Genomic DNA, 19216 nt, shown 5'->3' on the forward strand with positions numbered 1-19216 from the left:
TATCATTCATGTAACAAATACAAAGAAATTTTTGATTATTTTTTAGGGTTTAAATAAATTTTTCCGACATTGATTTTATTGAAAATATGCGGTGAATTTTTTTCATCAGGGACTTGCTGCCAGTACACTTCTGAATAATCATAAATTTTCCCTTCATAGCCTTCAAAGGCGATATAAATTTGTAAAGGACCTTCTAGCTTACGCATATTGGGTCTAAAAAATTTATAATGAATTTCAAAAGCAGGCAGTTGAAAAGCACCTTGAGCAGATAAGGTTTTTTCGAAGCGATGATCCGCAGCTATGTAATAACCAATATCTCCCGTCTTATACGCTAAAGGGCGTCTAGTATGCTGATCATACAAAGTTCCTATTGCCTCAGGATGTAAATAAATCGTTTTGGTTGGGGTAAAGAAATATACAATCAACCCCGTACATGCCAATAAGAGCACCGACATAAGAATAATTTTGGTTTTCATCATTTTTACTGATTTGATCTAAACGTACGTTGACGCATCAAACTTTCTTGACTAACGCTACATACCAAACGGTCATTTTGCCACATTTCACCAAAATTTAAACCGCGTGCTTGGCTAGAGCGCGTGGCATACATGTCATATAGCATCCATTCATCGACCCGAAAATGATGATGAAAATGTATGGTGTGATCTAAACTTGCACTGCGCACACCGCCGTTGGCGTAACTTACACCATGCGGACGTAAAGATGTGGTGAGTAAATTATAATCAGAATAATAAGCTGCAATGGCTTGATGCATTGCAATAGTATCTAATTCACCTTCAATTTTATCAAAACTTCTAAAGTATTCAGCATATTTTGTACCTGCTTTGATGGGGTGAAATGGATTCGCAAATTCAACAGGGTGGATTAATAAGTTAAATTGTTGCATCACAATGGCACGGCGACTTTCAGGAATATCATTCACAATCATCATTTTATGCTCTTGTTCAGGGATGAGTGTGTCAGGGTGAGGATAGTCAGGTGCTGAAATTTGAAACTCTAAACCTTGTTCTGGTTGCGCAAAAGACAGCATTGCTGAAAATATGACTTTACCATCTTGTAATGCGTGAACTTGTCGTGCTGAAAAGCTTGAACCATCTCGTAAATTTTCAACTTTAAATAAAATCGGTAAATCGGTGCGACCACTACGAATAAAATAAGCATGGAGTGAGTGTGCAGGGCGGTCTGTAGTTTTAGAGGCAGCAATCAAAGCTTGTGCTAAAATTTGTCCGCCGAATAAATGTGAACCAAAAAGTTGATTGGTTTGACCTTGGAAAAGATATTGGTCAATTTGTTGCACATTTAATAAATGCGTCAGTTGCTGTGTGAGTGAATCCATTCTGGCGATGACCTAATTTTTGTATTTGTAAATAATATAGTCGAGTCAACTTAAGAAATGAATGAATAAAGTATTTATCCTTTCGATCAGAAATAAAAAAGAGCGCCTAAAGCGCCCAATTTTAAACAGTTACAGTTATTCTTGAACGAAAGTAACTGTACCGTTTGCTAAAGATTCAACACGTGCCAAAGACTCAACACGGTAACCTTTATCAAGAAGTAGTTGGCGACCTGATTGGAATGATTTTTCAATCACGATGCCAATACCGACAACTTCAGCATTCGCTTGATGGATAAGATCAGCAAGTCCTAAAGCAGCTTGACCATTTGCTAAAAAGTCATCAATAACAAGGGCTTTATCACCTGCACTGATATGCTTTTTTGAGATCGCAATGGTGCTTTCAACTTGTTTAGTAAATGAGAAAACTTTAGAACGATATAGGTCATCTTTTAACGTTAAAGATTGGTATTTACGTGCAAAAATCACGGGAACACCAAGCTCAAGTCCTGCCATTACTGCTGGCGCGATACCTGAAGCTTCAATCGTAATAATTTTGGTAATACCTGCATCTTTAAATAGACGCGCAAATTCCTGACCAATTTGCTGCATCATAACAGGATCAATTTGATGGTTTAAAAAAGAATCGACTTTCAGAACCTGATCAGATAGAACGATACCTTCAGCCAAGATTTTCTGTTCTAGTGCGTACACGGGAAGAATCCTCTAAGGGCAAGGTGCTTTTTCAAGCAAAGGCGTATTTTAAAAAGCACCAAGAAAAAAGCAAGCTCAATTTCACGAAAAGTGGAAAATAGCTTATTTTTTATAGCCTGTCAGAGAAAGATTATAAGATGTCTTACCATCTTGGTGTGACATTTTTACAGGTAAGTAATCCAACTTCGGTGCTAACCAAAAAATCGATTGTTTGGTTTTGTTATCATGAGTGAGTACGACTTTAATAGTATCGAAGGTCCCATAGCTGGTTTTGACAGACTCATTACCTTGTTTGACAAAATGACGTGTGTCTAAACCTTTAGCATCTGCAATGAGGTAGCTTGATTTTAAGCCTGAACCTTTTAAGTCTTCACGAACTTGTAACTCAGCATTTAACTCATCCAATGCACCTGCTTTCCAAGCAAAAGAACGGGCTTTATTACTTTTATTGGTGTTAATAGTTTTGGTACTTGGATTAAACTTGATGGTCATAGTGTCATTATGAACCAAAATTTTACTGGTACGACTGAAGTTATTGGATTGGATTTGACCATTGTTTAAAGAAAAATTACTGGTTTCTGTGGCAGAGGCAATGGCTGCTGCTTTAGCTGCAAATACATAACTCCAATTGTTACCATTTTTGCTCAAGGTACGGGTAGCCGAACCCATATTTTTACCATTATAGGAAAATTGGTAAGTGGCTTGGAATGGACTCATGGCAAGAGCATGGCTTGAAAAACCTGTGAAGCATATAGCTGCAACAAGCCCTGTGGTAAGACTCATTTTTTTCATTAATTGTGTTGCCATAAGGAATATCCTATGCAATTGACGCGATGTGGCTATTATGCGACTGAATTAAGGAGAAAAACTTAGAATTTAAGCAAAATATGTGAATTTGTGTATTTATTTTGCATACATCTATTTCAAAGTTTTCATTTTAAACATGGGCTTAAGCTATTTTTGTTGAATTGGTGTGACATCCGTTTCAATAAAATCATCCTCGGCGGAGTCGTCATCCCAGTCATTACTCCCTACTTTGTTAAATAGTGCCATGAGATTGACATTGCCAATGACCACAAGTTCAGTTTCTCTCAGTTCAGCATGATTAATATGGACTTTGTTTAGGGTATCCATAATTGAGCGTTTGTCACCAAGCCAACGATTAAGGTCTAAATGCAAAAGTTCATCTTTGACAGTCAATACATTAAATTTTTCTAAAATCATGCCCAAAGGGTCTTTTTTTAGAATTTTTTGATAGAAAAATAATGCAGCATTAACCCCAAGCTTATAGAAAAAATTGGGATAAGTTGCTTCAATGACTTCGGTATTGCTAATTTGTTCAAAGACGATGAGTTGCATGTCTTTGTTAAATTCCATTTGAATGAGTTTAAGATCTACGCCTAAGACTAGATGCATGCCTTTAACATTCAATGTTGCATATAAACGTAGCCAATCATTATGTAAGTCAGCATGTAAGTCTTCTAAAATTTCAACATTGTCAGTGACAAAACGTTGAAAAGTAGCATTGAGAAAAACCTGTGATATAGGGAACTCACGTTCTTCTTCAATAAAATCCCCAGCTTTTTGGTAAATACGTTGAATACGTTGAGCAATCTTAGAAAGTAGCGACGGCATAAGTGAGTTCCAAATCAGCTTCATTTTATTCGGTGTATCTTGTCGATTTGTTTAAAATTTCCAAGCTTTATTCTTGCAGTTTAGCAAATTTAGATGCACCATTTTAACGTTTTATTCTAATGATATATTTTCTATTAAAAGCAGCACTGAAAAGTATTAAAAGTGTAATGCTAAAATAGTTTTATTTTTGATTCAGTTGGGGAATGGCGGTCAATTGTCATGTTTAAAAAAATGAAGATTTCATCTAAGGCTTTTTTACCTTGGTGGGAAGACAATATCTTCTTAAGTGCTTTCGTAGTGGCGATTGCACTGCATCTGGTTTTTATTTCATTACAGTTTGCTGAGCCCAAAGAACATGATTTACATCATAGCAAAGACATTGCTGTGACCTTGCGCCCAAGTGCAGATGAAGTCAAAGATGCAGACTTTTTAGCGCAAGAAGATCAACAAGGCTCTGGTGTATTTCGTGAAAAGCACCGTATGTCGAGTGATATGCCCGCACAGACAAAAGATCTAAGCGCTGGTGAGCAAGAGTTAGAAGCGTTGGAAAAAGTACAGCAAAAGCGTGAATTAAAGTTTGAAGAAAAAGTATTGATGACTGTGCTCAGTTGGCAGAAACAAGCAGAACAAAATGAACGTAAAAAAGCCATGGATGAGCTGCAAAGTCAATTTCAAGCCAAAGCAGCCATGGTGGCGAGTTTAGAAGCACAATATTTACAAAAACAGCAAAATTTTAGTAAACAGCAAAAAATTAAAACTGTGGATGGTATTCAAGCGAAAAAAGACGCTTCAGCAGCTTATTTGGAGAAGTTTCGTGCCAAAGTAGAATTGTATGGTAACCGTTATTATCCTGATGAGGCAAAACAACAACGCTTATCGGGTGAAGTTCGTTTAATGGTGATCTTGAATGCTTCAGGCGGGATTCGTGCGATTCGTTTGATTGAAAGTTCAGGGCATCCAATTTTAGATGAAGCTGCAAAAAACTCAGTGCGTAAAGGTGCGCCGTTTGGAAATTTTGATGCCAATATGAAAGATATTTCTGAGCTGAGAATTATACGAACTTGGCGTTTTGATCCTGCTGAATCTGAGTTTGAAGTGCATTGAGGACATTTTAACGAGCAATAAATTCATCGACTGTGACGATTTCATCAATGCTCAGTGACCAAAGAGTGGCTTGAATACATTTATTTTCAGCGATACGGCTGTACTCAGTATGGTCAAAGTTTAAATCAAAACAATGTTGCCAACTGGTTTTTATCTCTTGTTTAATGTCTCTAGGTAATTGATAAAAATCAGTATCTTCTAGCCCTAATTTTTTTAATTTTTCATTAAATTGAATTTCATCTGCTGTTGAACAAGGGATATATGATTTAAAAGAATAAGGATAATGCCATAAATCAAAATCAGACAATAAAATCTCATGGCTTTTCTTTTGAAATTCGATGCGAACCGCTTTGCTTCCTTTGCTTAAATGTCCTGAATATCTCAAATCAGGGCGCTTCTGTGTCGATGATTGCCATTGATACCATGCCCAAATTGGGCAACTGGCATATTGAGATGAAGCCCCAATACGCATATTCATTTGCTGGATAAGCCATTGGTAGCCATGTACACAATGTCGATCTACGTGGTCTGAATAGTATGGGTAAATAGTTTGATTTTGCAAAATTTGCTCATAAAAAGAATAGTCTTGAATTGTCCACAATGTGGTTAACGTGTTTTGTTCATTCATGTATTTCATTCATTTTCATTTTGCTTTGAAAAAGGTTGAGGCAGTAATTGCAGATGTGGATAGGGTACTTCAATTTTGGCATCTTGCAGGGCTTCTTTGACGTGTTCTAGTAACTTTTCTTGAATACGAGGTAAGCGCTCCATTTGATAGGGTTCGAGCCAATAACGCACAATCAGCACGATGCCTGATTCTGCAAATTCACGCACATCAACACTCGGTGCAGGGGTTTTTAAATATTCATCTTCTTGGTCTAAACGCATTAAAATAGCTTGACGTGCTTTTTCAATATCTTCATGCAGTGAAATACGGCAATAACTTTCAAAACGCATTCTTTCATGCGCAGTTAAATTGGTGACCTCGGCATTGGCAACGGTTGAGTTTGGAATAATAATCAATAAATTATCACGGTTACGAATATGGGTCGTTCTGAGTAAAATTTGCGTAATTTTTCCTTCAAATTTATTAATACGCACCCAGTCGCCAATATGAAAAGGGCGTTCTATTAAAATTGTAATACCTGCAATAAAATTAGACAATGTGGACTGAGCGGCGAAACTCACTGCAATCCCGACAATCCCAAGACCTGCCATAATCGAAATAATATTAAAGCCAAACTGTGCCATGATGGCTGCGATGCCAAAAATGACGAGGAGCACAGAAATAATGTTACGTAACAGTTGTTTTAACGAATCATCAATATAAAAACGATCTAAGAAACGCATAGTGAGTTTGGTAAATAGCATCCAAATCATATAAAAGATCAAGGAAACAATCGCAGCGCGTGAAACGGCTTGTAAGTATTTTTCAGACAAACCAAATTGCGAAAGAATCGTAATGACTGAGGCAAGTAACCAAAAAAAGTGAATGGTATTGTTGATGATGTTTGTAATGATTGGATTAGTATTAAACTTTTTAGATATATAGCGAACAAAAAGCCGTAAAACCCGACTCAGTAGCCAAAAAAATGCGATTAAGATGACGACAATAAAGAGCTTGCTCAATATTGAAGCTGCAAGGATATCCCAATCTAAATCGTGATTCTCTGGCGCACCCATACTTAAATAGATACTGCGTTTGAGGGCATCTAAAAACTCGTTGAATAGGCGGTCGAACATGATTTAAGTGATGAATTATCTAATATTTTTAGGGACTTTGACAGTATAGATAAAAGGTGTTTGCGGTGATAGAACTAACTTTTGTAATTTTACCGTATAAGTGTAACGATTTTCCTATTCTCAAATAAAAGCAAGATAAGCAATGTTGACATTACTTATCTTGCAAGGAAAGTTGATATTAACTTTCTTTGATGGTGTAAGGATTATCGAAACCTAATTTTGCCAAAATCTCAATTTCTAAAGCTTCCATTTCCTCAGCATCAGCTTCAGAAGTTTCATGGTCATAACCCATTAAATGCAAAGTGCCATGCACCAGCATATGGGTGAAATGCTCAATCGGTGTTTTTTCTTGTTCAAACGCTTCTTGTAAAACCACAGGAATACAAATCACCAAATCACCAATGGGGAATGTATCTAAGATTTGAGCCATTTCATCAGGCAAATCACTTGGGAAAGACAGCACATTAGTCGGTTTGTCTTTGCCACGATATTCTAAATTGAGTTTGTGACTTTCATCGACATCGACGCAGGCAATACCAATTTCACAATCACTTTGCGTATCAATAAAGCGCAGTGTCGTTTCAACGACTTTTTTCACATAGGCACGTTTGAGCACCAATTCAGGTGCCTCAAACGCTTGTTGTAACGATAAACTAAGTTTCAAAATGAATCCTTAACTTTAACCATGTATAACGTTTTAGTCCTGTGCATCTGCTTTGAGATCATTATCTGCGATGAGGGCTTGTTGTAGCGCTTTACGCTCAGCACGTGCAGCAGAACTTAAACGGTGTTGTTCACCTTCCCATCCTTCATAAGCTTCAACAATTTTTTGCACCAATTGATGACGGACAACATCACGAGAATGGAAACGTGTGATATGAATCTCTTTGACATTTTCAAGTACACGCAGTGCATGCGCAAGACCTGATTGTTGACCACGTGGTAAGTCAACTTGGGTAATATCCCCCGTAATGACAGCCCGTGAACCAAAACCTAAACGCGTTAAAAACATTTTCATTTGTTCAGGTGTGGTATTTTGCGCTTCATCCAAAATAACAAAAGAATGATTTAAAGTACGACCACGCATATAGGCGAGGGGAGCAACTTCAATGATTTGACGCTCAATTAATTTTGCGACTTTTTCAAAGCCAAGCATTTCATACAAGGCATCGTAAAGTGGGCGTAAGTAGGGGTCAATTTTTTGAGTTAAATCGCCAGGTAAAAAACCCAGCTTTTCACCCGCTTCAACAGCAGGACGGACGAGTAAAATTCTTTGAATTTCGTTGCGCTCAAGCATGTCGACTGCGGCAGCAACAGCAAGATAGGTTTTACCCGTACCTGCAGGACCAATCCCGAAAGAAATGTCACTTTGTAAAATACGTTGTACATAACGTTTTTGGTTGATGCCGCGTGGATTAACACGCCCTTTAGGAGTTTGCAGCCAAATGGCTTCAAGCCCTGTATGTTCGTTATCTGATAAATCAGCTTGTAACTCTCGGTCAGTTTGACTGCCTTGAATCATGAGGTGAACGGTATCTGCACTAATTTGAGCAGAAAATTCAGCTTCGTCATATAAACGTTGCAATAAAATTTCTGCTCTTTCAACAGCATCTAATTTCCCATCGATAAAAAAAGCTTCACTTCGATGGGAGATTTTGACCTCTAAACGTTGTTCTATTTGTTTCATATGGCTGTTATAAGCACCAAGCATGCTTTTTAAACGTTCCATAGAAATGCCAGGAAAAGCTACTGTACGTCGAATTTCGGCAGTCAAGAGATATCCTTTTTATAAGCTTAATGGATAGCTCTACATTACGACACGTCAGGCTCAAGATTCAAGAGTTCACCATAAACTAAATTTAAGGTTTTAATCTCTGTGATCTCAATCTCTGCAAAGCGTCCCACCCAATTCGCATCGCCAATAAATGTTACTAAACGTGTATTGTCTGCAGTTCCAACCAATAAATTAGGATCTTTATTGGAAACACTCTCAATTAGAACACGTTGGATGGTTCCAAGCATGGCATCAGTTTTTTCAATACTGGATTGTTTAATCCATTGTTGAACTTTAGCCAAGCGTTCTTTCTTGACAGACTCAGGCGTTTCATCTGCAAGTTCAGATGCTGGCGTACCTGGACGTTTTGAATAGATAAAACTATAAGAATGGTCAAAATCTAAATCTTGAATAAACTGATAAGTTTCTTCAAAATTTGCATCAGTTTCACCAGGGAAGCCAATAATAAAGTCTGAAGATAAATGCATATCTGGGCGAACTTTACGTAACTTCGCAATTTTATCGATATAAACATCGATAGTATGGTTACGTTTCATTGCTTGTAACACATCATTTGAGCCACTTTGTACAGGCAAATGTAAATGTGAAACCATTTGTGGCAAGTCACGGTAGCACTGAATCAAATCATCATTAAATTCAAGTGGATGTGAAGTTGTGTAACGTAGACGACCAATCCCTGGAATTTCCGCGACTAAACGCAGTAAATCTGCAAAGGTGCAGATTTCACCTTCAAAGGTTTCACCACGGTAACCATTCACGTTTTGACCTAAAAGGCTAATTTCACGCACGCCTTTTTCAGCTAAACCTGCGATTTCAGCTAAAACGTCATCAAGTGGACGAGAAACTTCTTCACCACGTGTATATGGTACAACACAGAAAGAGCAGTATTTTGAACAGCCTTCCATGATCGAAACAAAAGCTTTAAAACCTTCCACACGTGGCTCAGGTAAAAAGTCGAATTTTTCAATATCTGGAAATGAAATATCGACCAATTTAATTTTTTCTTTTTTTGGTTTTTCGACTTGATCATGATGTTGATCAAGCATTTGTGGTAAACGGTGTAAGGTTTGTGGACCAAAAACCATATCGACATATGGCGCACGTTTTTGAATATTGTCACCTTCTTGCGAAGCAACACATCCACCGACACCAATCACTAAATCTGGATTTTGTTCTTTCAGTTTGCGCCAGCGACCCAATTCAGAAAACACTTTTTCTTGTGCTTTTTCACGAATTGAACAGGTATTCATTAGGAGAATATCTGCATCTTTAGGATCAGTGGTCAGTACATAACCGTGTGAATCGCCTAAAAGATCTGCCATACGATGACTGTCATACTCATTCATCTGACACCCTTGCGTTTCGATATACAGTTTTTTCACTGTACCGTCTGCTGGGGTGTGCTGTGGCTGGAGAACAGTGTTTTCTGAGGCAGCTTTGGCACCATTGGGGATGAAGGTTTGAACCGTCATGGAGGTGTTTATCCTATATAAAACCAAAAATTAAATGGAGTGACGTTTCGTCAAACCAATAAAGTAGCGCATTTTACAGTATTTACATACAAAGCCATAATAAAAATCTATACAGTAAGATGAATATTCAAATCATGCTAAAAAAGAACGAAAAATGGATAAAATTAATAACGTTGAATCATAAGGTTACACAACAGAACAGTAGAAAAGCATGAGAATAATTAAACTACACGTTATTTCGTGCGATGTTGAAAAAGGTTAACCATGCAAGATAACAATACCTTGGTGAGAGAAAACGTGTTAAATCAAAAATCAATCAAAAAAAATAAAATAACATCGTGTGTTTTAGGTTTAGTTGCATGTGCAGGTTTACAAGTCACGCAGGCTGTAGAAGAACAATTCAATGACGCGCTTCGCAACGCCAATAATCCAAGTGCCCTAGAACAATATCGTATCAGCATGCAAAATGATGCATTAGGATATTACCCGGAATATTTCTCGTTAAATTCAAATTTAGCATTTCAACCTGCTGCAAATATTGTGAGCTTTGCACAGCGTTACCCACAGTCTGCTATGGCAGAAAAGCTTGCTGCAGATTATGTCGAAGAAAAAGTGAAACAAGCCGACTTTGCGAGTGCTCAACCTGTTTTGGCTTATGTGTCTAATCCAGACCAAGCAGAAAGTTGTGCTATGGCACAAGTACGTGCCAAAACAGGCGATTCCTTAGTCTTTGCTGAGTTTAAAGATGTTTGGTTGGCGACCAATTCTCAACCTGAATCATGTAATGGCTTAGGTCGTTTAATGTTGTCTAGTCCGTTATTGACGGCTGAAGATCGTCAACAGCGACTCTATGCACAGCTTCGTGCGGGGCAGTCTGGACAAGCCATTGCTACCGCACAGTCGATCGGTGTTAATCTTTCATTGGCACAACTTAATCAGATTCAAGCCAATCCATTAAATTATTTATGGACAGCACCTAAAGCTAATGTTACAGATTATGCTTATATGATATTTGCTTTAGGGCGTGCTGCGGACACTGATTTAACCTCTGCCTTACAGTCTGTGCCACGCCTTGCTCAGGGTGTGCCAGATACAGTACAAAAGTATTTATACCGTACAGTCGGTTATATTGGCGGGACAACGGTGATGAAAAATAATTTCAATCGCCAAGTCTTAGAAAGTTTAGATGCCAGTTATGGTGTGCCATTTAGTGCAGAAGAGGCTGAGATTTATGCACGACAAGCCATTCGTTTTGGCGCTTGGGAAAGTGTCATTCGTGCTATAGACAGCATGAGTGTCACGCAGAAACAAGAAGATCGTTGGCAATATTGGTTAGCACGTGCATCTGAACAACGGGGTGATAAATCCTCGAAAAAGACTGCCGAAGAAATTTTTAAACGTTTGGCAATGTCAGGCGATGATTACCATAATCTCTTAGCAAGAGATCATATTGGTCAAAAATATAATGACGGTTTGAGTCAGGAACAACCATCGTCAAGCGATGTGCAACGTTTGAATCAAGATATTCATTTCCGCCGTGCATTTGCCTTAAAAAATATCAATGCCAATCCGAGTTATACCAATCGTGAATGGAACTGGGCAGTGCGCCAAGCGTATTTAAAACAAGATGATGGTTTATTGCTTGCTGCTGCACAACGTGCGACGAATATGGGGTGGTATGATCGTGCAATTTATGCAGCAGATCGAACTAAGAAAAAGCATAACTATACGTATCGTTATGCCACACCACATCAATCTTTGGTTGTCAGTCACAGTCGTAATGTTGGCATTGACCCTGCTTGGGCATATGGTTTGATGCGTCAAGAAAGTCGTTTTGTCACTGCGGCTCGTTCACATGTGGGGGCAGGTGGTCTGATGCAAATCATGCCAGGGACAGCAAAGCAAGTTGCACGACAAATGGGTGAAACCTATAATCCTGCCGCACTGAGTGATCCAAATACCAACATTCGCTATGGCACATATTATTTATCTATGATTCAACAACAGTTAAGTAATAATCCTGTTTTAGCGACAGCGGGGTATAATGCAGGCCCAAACCGTGCTAAACGTTGGCAGCCAAATGATCGCAGTTTAGCCGCAGATCAATATACTGAGGCGATTCCACTGAATGAAACACGCGATTATGTAAAAAATGTGATGACCAATGCGGTACATTACGGCATGTTACTCGGGCAAGGACCACAAGTCATTGAAAGCCGTATGCCAAATATTGCCATTCGGGCTTTTGAATAACAGAATTGGATGATTTTGTAATAAATTTTTGTGTGCATGGTTACAATGAAGAACGTTGTGTTGAATCGCTTGAAAAGAAAAATTCGTGTGTGGGTATTGATCTGCACAGGATTTTTCTTATTTAAAATGGATGCATCTGCTGCACCCGCACGACCACAAGGTTATGTAATGCAAATACAGTTGACGCCAGCGGTTTGTGCTTTGGATAGCTCTAAACAAAAGCAACGTAAATGTTTAGAAGGCTATTCACTGACCATTACAGGTTTACTCCCTGAAACCACACAAAAAGATTGCCAAACATCTTCATCTGCAACACTTACGCCACTACAATCTAAAGTTGTTGCTCGTGTGATGCCCGATCAAAATGCACGAACCCAACTTTGGGCGAGTGTTGGAGGGTGTGTCCCCATGAATGCGAGCCAATATTTTAGGACAATGATTAATTTGGCTGAAAAATTAAAAATTCCTGCTGATCTGACCAGTGCAGACAGTCGAGTGGTGTATCACAATCAATTAAAAGCACAATTTACTAAACTGAACCCAAGTTTGCCTTCAAATAGTCTGAATTTTATTTGCCAAAGCAGTCGATCAAGCACAATTTTGACTGAAATCGAAGTCTGTTACAAAGTAAATGGTCAATATAAACAATGCTCAAGTCAATTAGTTTCAAATTGCCCAAATAGTTTTTCCATAAAAGGTGCCTATTAAGGTTTTGAAAGCACTTATTTATTTTTCCTATAATACTTTTGTTGAAAATCATTTTCTTTTAAATGCATAACGCCAAAGATTGGAGTACAATCTTTGGCGTTTATGATAATTCGATTAAATGGAAATAGTCCTTTAATCACATTAACGATCCTCAATTGGAGATAATTACATGAAGCAAGCAGTTCGTGTTGCCGTTACTGGCGCTGCAGGTCAAATCGGTTACAGCTTATTATTCCGTATCGCTAGTGGTGAAATGCTTGGTAAAGACCAACCAGTTATCCTTCAATTATTAGAAGTTCCATTTGAGAAAGCTCAAGCTGCGCTTAAAGGCGTAATGATGGAACTAGACGACTGTGCATTCCCATTATTAGAAGGCATGATCGGTACTGATGATCCTAAAGTTGCATTTAAAGATGCTGATTATGCACTTTTAGTTGGTTCACGTCCACGTGGTCCAGGTATGGAACGTGCTGAATTACTTAAAGTGAACGGTGAAATCTTCATCGGTCAAGGTCAAGCATTGAATGAAGTTGCAAGCCGTGACGTTAAAGTTCTTGTTGTAGGTAACCCTGCAAATACTAACGCTTATATCGCAATGAAATCTGCACCAGATCTTCCTGCGAAAAACTTCACAGCAATGTTACGTCTTGACCACAACCGTGCGTTAACTCAACTTGCTCAAAAAGCGAACGTTGCAGTTTCTGACATCAAACACATGACTGTTTGGGGTAACCATTCTCCAACAATGTATGCTGACTACCGTTTTGCGACAGTAAACGGCGAAAGCTTAAAAGACAAAATCAATGATGCAGAATGGAACAAAGATGTATTCCTTCCAACTGTTGGTAAACGTGGCGCTGCGATCATCGAAGCACGTGGTTTATCTTCTGCTGCATCTGCTGCAAACGCTGCGATCGACCATATGCGTGATTGGGCGCTTGGTACAAACGGTGAATGGGTAACGATGGGTATTCCTTCTGATGGCTCTTATGGTATTCCTGAAGGTGTAATGTTCGGTTTCCCTGTAACTTGCGAAAATGGCGAGTACAAAATCGTTCAAGGTCTTGAAATCGACGAATTCAGCCGTGAACGTATCAACTTCACTTTAGAAGAGTTAGAAGGCGAACGTGCAGCAGTTGCTGACATGGTTAAATAATTGAATTTTTAAGATCGTTGATCTTTTAGATTGAATTAAAAAAAGCACTCCATTTTGGGGTGCTTTTTATTGGTATTCGTTGATAAAAATGATTAACAAACAATAACAAGAATAAAGCAAGATCATGCTGAATTTAGAATAAAAAACAGTTAATTTTAAAAATGATATCGTCAATTTAAACTTTAACAATAAGCAACGCAGGAAAATAATATGTTTGATGAACAACCGACACTTAAATTGTTATTTGATCAATTGGGATTGGATTCAGATCAGGCTTCAATTGATCAATTTGTTGCAACACATCAGCTACCACAAGGGGCGATGCTACATGAAGCGAGTTTTTGGAGTGATTCACAGCGTGAGTTTATTGCAAGCCATTGGCGTAAAGATGACGATTGGGCTTTGGTGATTGATGAACTGAACGAGTTATTGGCAGATAAGTCTTAGATTTTAAATAGAATGTCTATGCTTTCTATAAGTGTGTGAAAATTAATCACAAATTGAAACAACAAAAAATAGTCTTAGGACTATTTTTTTTGTCTAAATTCTTATAAGTTGGTTGTATAAGGAAATACAATTTTATTGATATAAATTTATTGGATAAGCTTCATAAATGTTTGAACGATAAAAATTTACCGAGGGAGGGCAGGAAGCTCATGAACACTCAACCATCTTTAGCCTTATTATTTTCTCAGCTCGGTTTGGCAAATAGTCCTGCTGCAATTGAGCTCTATATTCGTACTCATCAATTAACATCTAGTCAAAATTTGCATGACGCGCCATTTTGGAATAAATCACAACGTGACTTTTTAATCAGTCATTTGGTTCAAGATGATGATTGGGCAATGTGGATTGATGAACTAAATCAACAATTACACATGGATGCCTATAAACTACAAACGGCTTAAAAGTATTTATTTCAAACTGAAAAAAAGATGGTATTTCACCATCTTTTTTTGTTTTAAATTCAAAGCTTAATGTAATTTATTTTGAATTAAATCATTAAACCATGTGTTTTGACGTACCTGTTTAAAGGCAGGATGTTCTTGCAATAATGCTACATCACATTGTTCAGTTTTCACATATTTACTGAGCCAATGTCGTGTTAAGGCCAATTCATTTTTAACCGCAGAGGCATAAGCAAGGAAGAAATAAATTTCATTATGCTCATGCGGTGTTAATGGTTTTAAAATTTGCTGCGTAATTAATGCAAAACGATTTTCTTGAGTAATTTCAAAATACAACATATAGGCTTTAGCTAAATGTAGCGACAATTTGAGATATAAACTCATCGGCATTTCTTCATATTCCACACGTGCACTTTCAAGCAATACAATGGCTTCTTGTAGAAAATGAATTTGTTCTTGGCGTACATGGCTAAGTACCACCAATTGCAAGCGTAAGTCAGCTCGTTCCAAAGCGAGTTCAGGCGTGTTTTCTTGCAAATACATTTGGTCTGTTTCACCAATACGTGCAATGATTTGTTTTGTATTTTCAAACATGCGCCTTCATCCTCATTTTTCAATAGCGCTATATATGAGGATGAATATTTAAATTTAAAGATAATGAGCAGCTAAAAAGAACAAAGCGTAAAACTTATAATAGTTGCTGATCTGAACGCAGCCATGCTGTAATGGATAAACGCTGATGTTTAGCTTCAATGACTTCGTGTAATAAATCACTCTGAAATATCGCAAGACGATTGGGTTTAGGGTGGATATAGTGCCATTGATTATTTTTATCTTGTAGATGTAATTGACCACCCCAATCATCTTGCCATTGCTTATGTAAATAATACACAGCGGAGATCATTCGACCATTTTTACCTTGTGGATTATCACGATGTAAAGTATAAAATTCGCCTGCATTATAACAAGCAAAATGTGCTTCTACTTCATTGATTCCTAAATAAAAATAACGATTTAATGTATTGGAGAGTTGTTTTAATGTGTCGATATGTTGTTGGGCAATGTCTAAATTGTCATTGATCCATAAAATATGATCACTACGAATATTGCTGATGACACCATTTTGAACGGCAGCAGCACGAAATTCATTAAGGTGGGTGGTACATTCGAGTACAAGTGCTTGTAAATAGTCTGTGGGATAAACATCATCAATAATGGCGAAACCGTGTTGATCTAAATCATCTAAAATTTGATCAACATTCCAAGACTTTGGGAGAAAGATCACATCCATACATATCCAAAAAATAACGAAAAAATAAAGGCTTTATTTTAGAACAAGAACGGGACAGTGAAGAAATATTTTTTCGTGCTAAAATAGTTGTTGAACTTAGGAATGAATCAAAACATGAATTACCGTCACCATTTCCATGCAGGCAACTTTGCTGATGTCATGAAACATGTGTTATTGCTGCAAATTTTGGCACGTTTAAATGGCAAAGATAAACCATATCGTTATGTAGACACGCATGGTGGTGCGGGTAGATACGATTTATCGACTGCAGAAGCACAAAAATCAGGTGAATTTTTAAATGGTATTCACCGTTTGGTTAAATTAGATGACTCGATTAAGCGTAATGCGCCTGAAGGCGTAAAACAATATCTTAAAATTGTTGAAGATATGCGTGCAGGTTCAGGCAAAGGGGCATATCCAGGTTCGCCGTGGTTTGCACTTGAAGGTATGCGTGAAACAGATAAAGCCACTATTTTTGAAATGCAACGAGATGTATTTCAACAGCTTTATTATAATATTCGTGACAAACGTGCAGGCTTACATGAGCGTGATGCTTATGAAGGCTTACTTGGTGTGATTCCACCGAAAGAAAAACGTGGGTTGGTCATGATTGATCCACCATATGAGTTGGAACGTAAAGATTTTCCTCAATTGGTAGAACTTTTAGTTGCAGCTTATAAAAAATGGCCTACAGGTATTTTTGCAGTTTGGTATCCAATTAAAGATCGTGCCATGATTGAACGCTTTGAAAAGAAAATGATCAAAACAGGTATTCGCCGTCAGTTGGTGTGTGAAGTCTGTGTCTGGCCAGATGACACGCCTGTAGGTTTAAATGGTTGTGGTCTATTGGTGATTAATCCACCTTGGAAATTCTCTGAAGATGCTGATGAAGCTTTACAATGGCTATTTCCACATTTACGTATGAGTGAAAATGGTGGTCATGCAGCAGTACGTTGGTTAGTTGGCGAATAAGCAAAATTGATGAAAAAGGTCACAGTAGGATCGAACAATGACAAATATAAATAAACCTGAAAGCAATCCTTCTTCGCACGATGATCATGCTTTTGACGGCATTACCTTTGAAGTCGAAGAAGTGGAGCATACCTATGAAGGGGAAAAGGTCAAACGTCGCGGGATCTACTTGTGGCCAAATTTAATCACCACTGCTGCATTGTTATCGGGTTTTTACTCAATTATTGCCAGTATGAATGGTGATTTTACCCAAGCGATTTATGCAATTTTCCTTGCTGCTTTATTTGATGGTTTAGATGGACGTGTAGCCCGTGCAATAGGTGCGCAAAGTGCATTTGGTGAACAATTTGATTCGCTCTCTGACTTACTGGCATTTGGTGTTGCACCTGCAATCCTAATGTACAGTTGGAGTTTACATGATCTCGGTCGCATCGGTTTGGCTGCATGTTTTGTCTATACCGCATGTGCTGCATTTCGTTTAGCACGTTTTAACGTGCAAATCGGTGTAGTCGATAAACGCTATTTTATTGGCGTTGCAAGTCCATTAGCTGCTGTGATGATCATTTCATTGGTCTGGGTTGGACGAGATTTTCCCGCTATTTTTGATTTGAAAGATATCGGTATTCAAATTGTCAATGCTGTGATTATTGTCGCTGTAGGATTATTGATGATTTCCAATATCAAATATTATTCATTTAAAACTGTTGATCGTAAACGTGTCCCATTTTTCGTGTTACCAATCGCTGTATTTATTTTGGCAGCAGTGACCTATAATATTCCTGTAGGCATTCTTATTATTTCAATTATCTATGCCATGTCTGGATTTATAACCACTTTTCTGGCTAGAAAAAATGCGGTGAGCTAATAAAAAAATAGGAGTTTGATATGCAGTTGTTCATGAATTTTATCGATGAATCCAAACAGCTCAATCAAGCTCCTTTTCCGCTGAAGCTCGATTATCATCCACAACGTGGACGATTTAAAATTATTCATCAAGGATTGATGATTCCTAATCTACCCGCACCTTTATATTACCTCAATTTCCTGAGCATCATTGGGCAATCCAACATTCCTATATTACGTAATCAAGATGCGATTCACACTACAGCTTTGGATACAGCAACGATTATTGTAAGTTGTAGTGCGCATATGGCTGGGCATTTTTCTTCTTATTCCATTGAAAATGATTGCAACTTCAAATCAGATTTTTATCAATTTGCAAATAAAGAAATATTACAAGGTACTTTTCCATTTTTTCGATTAACACGCCAAGATGACGAGCTGAGTTTTGATCTTAAAATTCAAACTACCCCGATCATTTCACATTTCACCAAACTGAAATTAGGTATTTTTAATCATTGGTCTTTGCTGTGTCATTGTCGAGGTGAACTGAGTTACAAGGGACAAAGTTACAACATTGATGAAATGGGTTCATTTGAATATGCTCGCGCAATCAATATTCCTTATTTACCTTTGTGTTTTTTTACCTATCAAATTATTAACCTGCAAAATCAACGTCAATTGTTGTTAGGACAGATTCGTAATAACTTTAATCAAATCGTACAGTCGCGTATTTATTTTAGAGATGCGCAAACTTCAATCGCTGAGATGTTTGATGAAGATGTTCATTTCAAAATTTTGCGAGTGTATCCAAAAGTAAAAACACCTAATCACCAAGAAATGTACTTACCACGAGAGTTTTATTGGACTTTTCAAAATGGAAATAGAAAAATAGAAATCCATGCAGAAAGCCGTGGTGATTATAAATTTGGTCTAGCAGCAGGTTATGTCGGTAGTTTTAAATATTGTGTAAATATTGATGGAATTGAAGAAACAGGAGAAAGTGGCTACTGTGAATACATTGATTGTCGTCCTTTAAAGTGGCAAGAAAAAGAAAATGACGAAAAAAAAGCGAATGAAGCAATGAATATCATGCCATGTACGCTCAAAAAATAACAAAAACAGCTAAAATTGTAGAATAAACAAGCAAGCGATAAGCTTTTTAAAAAATAAATCAAAAAAGGGGTTGCGTCATATCTGAAATACTGTAGAATGCACATCCATCGGCGGTGATGAAGATTAAAACTTCTGATAAAACAATGACTTGGTTG

The 19216-nt window shown here is 37.7% G+C and carries 21 protein-coding genes; 9 read left to right on the forward strand and 12 right to left on the reverse strand.

Translation table 11 applies throughout. From position 1 onward, the window contains the following. Positions 1–35 precede the first annotated feature (35 nt). The 5 genes from HX129_RS08590 to HX129_RS08610 form a co-directional block, all read right to left on the reverse strand. A complete protein-coding gene (locus HX129_RS08590) occupies positions 36–479 on the reverse strand; it encodes a hypothetical protein (RefSeq protein ID WP_286434820.1) in 444 nt (147 codons plus the stop codon). A 2-nt stretch (positions 480–481) separates the two neighbouring features. Further along, entirely contained in the window at positions 482–1357 is an 876-nt protein-coding gene (locus tag HX129_RS08595; RefSeq protein ID WP_286434819.1) for an acyl-CoA thioesterase, read from the reverse strand. A gap of 135 nt (positions 1358–1492) precedes the next feature. Beyond that, positions 1493–2068 (reverse strand): xanthine phosphoribosyltransferase, encoded by a 576-nt coding sequence (locus HX129_RS08600; protein ID WP_130074384.1) that lies wholly within the window; start codon positions 2066–2068, stop codon positions 1493–1495. 102 nt (positions 2069–2170) lie between these two features. Further along, positions 2171–2875: a DUF3108 domain-containing protein gene (locus tag HX129_RS08605; protein WP_130074385.1), complete on the reverse strand. Its 705-nt coding sequence runs from the start codon at positions 2873–2875 to the stop codon at positions 2171–2173. A gap of 147 nt (positions 2876–3022) precedes the next feature. After that, on the reverse strand, positions 3023–3703 hold the full coding sequence (locus HX129_RS08610) for a hypothetical protein (RefSeq protein WP_174493354.1): 681 nt from the start codon (positions 3701–3703) through the stop codon (positions 3023–3025). Between the two features lie 219 nt (positions 3704–3922). On the opposite strand from HX129_RS08610, the gene HX129_RS08615 reads away from it, so the two are divergent. After that, complete coding sequence (locus tag HX129_RS08615; RefSeq protein ID WP_286434818.1) at positions 3923–4807, forward strand: energy transducer TonB; 885 nt, start codon at positions 3923–3925, stop codon at positions 4805–4807. A 7-nt stretch (positions 4808–4814) separates the two neighbouring features. Here the strand turns inward: HX129_RS08615 and HX129_RS08620 are convergent, their stop codons facing one another. The 5 genes from HX129_RS08620 to miaB all read right to left on the reverse strand — a co-directional run bounded on the left by HX129_RS08620 (position 4815) and on the right by miaB (position 9817). Next, positions 4815–5435: a DUF3841 domain-containing protein gene (locus HX129_RS08620; RefSeq protein WP_286434817.1), complete on the reverse strand. Its 621-nt coding sequence runs from the start codon at positions 5433–5435 to the stop codon at positions 4815–4817. Positions 5436–5440: 5 nt separating this feature from the next. Further along, positions 5441–6550 (reverse strand): mechanosensitive ion channel family protein, encoded by a 1110-nt coding sequence (locus tag HX129_RS08625; RefSeq protein WP_180046435.1) that lies wholly within the window; start codon positions 6548–6550, stop codon positions 5441–5443. 178 nt (positions 6551–6728) lie between these two features. Then, entirely contained in the window at positions 6729–7214 is a 486-nt protein-coding gene (ybeY, locus tag HX129_RS08630; protein WP_286434816.1) for an rRNA maturation RNase YbeY, read from the reverse strand. A gap of 33 nt (positions 7215–7247) precedes the next feature. Then, positions 7248–8324 carry a PhoH family protein gene (locus HX129_RS08635; protein ID WP_130074391.1) on the reverse strand — a complete coding sequence of 359 codons (1077 nt, stop codon included), beginning with the start codon at positions 8322–8324 and terminating at the stop codon, positions 7248–7250. A gap of 38 nt (positions 8325–8362) precedes the next feature. After that, positions 8363–9817 carry a tRNA (N6-isopentenyl adenosine(37)-C2)-methylthiotransferase MiaB gene (gene miaB, locus HX129_RS08640; protein ID WP_130074392.1) on the reverse strand — a complete coding sequence of 485 codons (1455 nt, stop codon included), beginning with the start codon at positions 9815–9817 and terminating at the stop codon, positions 8363–8365. Between the two features lie 264 nt (positions 9818–10081). Between miaB and HX129_RS08645 the strand changes: the two genes are divergently transcribed. The 5 genes from HX129_RS08645 to HX129_RS08665 all read left to right on the forward strand — a co-directional run bounded on the left by HX129_RS08645 (position 10082) and on the right by HX129_RS08665 (position 14842). Beyond that, entirely contained in the window at positions 10082–12070 is a 1989-nt protein-coding gene (locus HX129_RS08645; protein WP_286434815.1) for a lytic transglycosylase domain-containing protein, read from the forward strand. 45 nt (positions 12071–12115) lie between these two features. Beyond that, positions 12116–12778 (forward strand): ribonuclease T2 family protein, encoded by a 663-nt coding sequence (locus HX129_RS08650; RefSeq protein ID WP_130074394.1) that lies wholly within the window; start codon positions 12116–12118, stop codon positions 12776–12778. 169 nt (positions 12779–12947) lie between these two features. Continuing rightward, entirely contained in the window at positions 12948–13934 is a 987-nt protein-coding gene (locus tag HX129_RS08655) for a malate dehydrogenase (RefSeq protein WP_130074395.1), read from the forward strand. A 210-nt stretch (positions 13935–14144) separates the two neighbouring features. Next, a complete protein-coding gene (locus HX129_RS08660; RefSeq protein ID WP_130074396.1) occupies positions 14145–14381 on the forward strand; it encodes a DUF2789 family protein in 237 nt (78 codons plus the stop codon). 209 nt (positions 14382–14590) lie between these two features. Continuing rightward, on the forward strand, positions 14591–14842 hold the full coding sequence (locus HX129_RS08665) for a DUF2789 family protein (protein WP_174493349.1): 252 nt from the start codon (positions 14591–14593) through the stop codon (positions 14840–14842). A gap of 66 nt (positions 14843–14908) precedes the next feature. On the opposite strand, the gene HX129_RS08670 is transcribed toward HX129_RS08665, so the two are convergent. Next, positions 14909–15436: a hypothetical protein gene (locus HX129_RS08670; RefSeq protein WP_130074398.1), complete on the reverse strand. Its 528-nt coding sequence runs from the start codon at positions 15434–15436 to the stop codon at positions 14909–14911. Between the two features lie 94 nt (positions 15437–15530). Then, complete coding sequence (locus tag HX129_RS08675) at positions 15531–16133, reverse strand: 2OG-Fe(II) oxygenase (protein ID WP_180047944.1); 603 nt, start codon at positions 16131–16133, stop codon at positions 15531–15533. A 114-nt stretch (positions 16134–16247) separates the two neighbouring features. On the opposite strand from HX129_RS08675, the gene HX129_RS08680 reads away from it, so the two are divergent. Genes HX129_RS08680 through HX129_RS08690 form a run of 3 tightly spaced genes read left to right on the forward strand, consistent with a single transcriptional unit; the run spans position 16248 to position 19061 of the window. After that, positions 16248–17105: a 23S rRNA (adenine(2030)-N(6))-methyltransferase RlmJ gene (locus HX129_RS08680; RefSeq protein ID WP_130074400.1), complete on the forward strand. Its 858-nt coding sequence runs from the start codon at positions 16248–16250 to the stop codon at positions 17103–17105. Positions 17106–17142: 37 nt separating this feature from the next. Continuing rightward, positions 17143–17970, forward strand: a complete 828-nt coding sequence (gene pssA, locus HX129_RS08685) for a CDP-diacylglycerol--serine O-phosphatidyltransferase (protein ID WP_130074401.1) — start codon at positions 17143–17145, stop codon at positions 17968–17970. A 20-nt stretch (positions 17971–17990) separates the two neighbouring features. Then, a complete protein-coding gene (locus tag HX129_RS08690; RefSeq protein ID WP_286434814.1) occupies positions 17991–19061 on the forward strand; it encodes a DUF6670 family protein in 1071 nt (356 codons plus the stop codon). Positions 19062–19216: the final 155 nt, after the last annotated feature.

The organism is Acinetobacter sp. 251-1 (genome assembly GCF_030329305.1).
Classification (GTDB): Bacteria; Pseudomonadota; Gammaproteobacteria; order Pseudomonadales; family Moraxellaceae; genus Acinetobacter; species Acinetobacter piscicola_A.